This is a genomic window from uncultured Clostridium sp. (genome assembly GCF_934754915.1).
In the GTDB taxonomy this organism is placed as follows: Bacteria; Bacillota; Clostridia; order Clostridiales; family Clostridiaceae; genus Clostridium.
The window spans coordinates 1-2,065 of the sequence record NZ_CAKVKB010000308.1 but is presented as its reverse complement, the minus strand read 5'-3'; the positions used below and the strand labels follow the sequence as shown (position 1 = coordinate 2,065).

At 28.8% G+C, this 2,065-nt stretch carries 2 protein-coding genes; both read right to left on the bottom strand.

What is annotated here, in order from left to right; genetic code table 11:
• A partial coding sequence (locus tag Q0F58_RS19180; RefSeq protein WP_294379652.1) for a glycosyltransferase family 2 protein occupies positions 1–842 on the bottom strand: 842 nt, incomplete at its 3' end.
• A 3-nt stretch (positions 843–845) separates the two neighbouring features.
• Positions 846–1,904, bottom strand: coding sequence for a glycosyltransferase family 2 protein (locus tag Q0F58_RS19175; RefSeq protein ID WP_294379648.1), 1,059 nt, complete (start codon positions 1,902–1,904; stop codon positions 846–848).
• Positions 1,905–2,065: the final 161 nt, after the last annotated feature.

Below are 2,065 nucleotides of genomic sequence, written 5' to 3'. Positions count from 1 at the left end.
GTTAATGATTTTATATATTCAGTTCGTATAAAAATTATTTTTTTTCTTGCTTTTTTTATACACGCATTTGTCGAAGCATCTTCCAAATGATACACCTTTATTTCTGGTGTATAAACCATCTTTTTCCCATCATATTGCATATGCTTATACAACAGTTCTTCTTCCCAATATAAAAATGTACTTTCATCCAATCCATCATATTCTTTAATATAGTTATTCGAAAACACCCAAAAACAACCGTGTAATTTTACATCTTCTGCTCTGTTTATAAAATCTTTTTTTATTTTTCGTCTTGTATTCTTAGAAAATATTATATTTTTTATCCGAACAATTTTATATAAAATCTCTGCATATCCCAATTCATATCTTCTTAAATCTTTTTTATAAAACTCAATACGTTTTTTTACATCTTCAACATTTTTGAATTCTGACTTTTGTGGATTGATATCGCAACGTCCATCTCCAGTCATAATCATCGGTCCTAATACATCAAATCTGCTTTTACTGTATTCTATTTCTAACTTATGCATCAATTTTTTTTCAATTAGATAAACATCATTATTCATTAGAACAATGTATTTGGGATTCCAACATTTCTTTGCATATCTAAATCCAAGGTTATTTCCTCTGGCAAATCCAAGATTAGTTCTAGCTTTAATAATCTTTATGTCTATATCCTGTCCATATTCTTTTATAAGCATATCTCCACTATTATCCGGCGAAGCATTATCAACTACTATTATCTTATACTTTTCTGTATCAACATTCTTTCTTATATAATCTATACTAATTTTTGTTTCCTCGATTGCCATATAATGCAACATAACAAAAACTATATCCATATATTATTCTCCTTTATTTTTAGCTCGTAATTTCATTTCAATCTTTGCATCCCAAAAAAGCAAATGGTTCATATGTAATTTCAAAAGTATTAATCTTATTTTTGTCAATGAAAACTTCATATCAGCTACATTCAGTTTCTTTATTGACTCTGAATACGGACTACTTTTTAACATATTTTCAAATTCTTTTAAAGGCTTTTTTACCGTACTATTTTCATGAAGATAATACTTACGAATTAACCACCATGCCAAATACGCCGTTCTAATATTATAAGTATCTTTATATTTTTTATTACTTTGTATCAAAGGTTCTATTTCATAATACTTCTTCAAAATTCTAGTAGTATTTTCTTCATGCCCTTTATAAAATTTGTGGCTTACAGATAAAGAATGTTGTCTATAATGATATAATGGTTTATTTATATAGAGTATTGAATTAATTTTAGTAAAATATTGATAATTAAAAAGTTTATCTTCTCCTTGTTTAAATTCCGAATCAAAACGTACATTCCATTGTTGAATAATCTTCTTTTGATATAAATGACAAAATGGATAATTTATAGTTGTAATATTTTTTTCGTCATTATAAATTGATATTGTCCTCAACAGTCGGAGCCTTATCTCCTCAATTTCTATTTTCGAATCCGTGTAGAATGTCTCTTTATAATTTTGAGCGACTTTTTCGACATTTGAATAGTTCATATACATATTCCAAACAACCAGATCCGTTTTTTTCTCTTTTATCTGTCCCATTACCTCTGAAAAAATATTTTTTTCCAACCAATCGTCAACATCCACAAACGCAATCCATTCCCCTGTCGCCTGATCAATTCCAGTATTTCTCGCCACTGAAACTCCTTGATTTTTTTGATGAATCACTTGAATTCTCTCATCTTTATCAGCATATCCATCACACACTTCACCTGATGAATTAGTCGACCCATCATCTACAAGTATAACTTCAATATTTTTATAATCTTGTCCTATTATACTATCAACACATTCTGTTAAATATTTTTTTTCAGCATTATATATCGGTACTATAACACTTATTTTCTCCATTACGACTCTCCCATCACTATATCTGCAATCATTCTTTCATACATTTCCGGGAGATCAACCTCCGGCTTCCATCCCAATGCACGCATTTTTTCTCCATCTAATTTCATCTTTACTGAAGGAGCATATCCATATTTTAAAGCCGACTCTGGAATATCAAATAC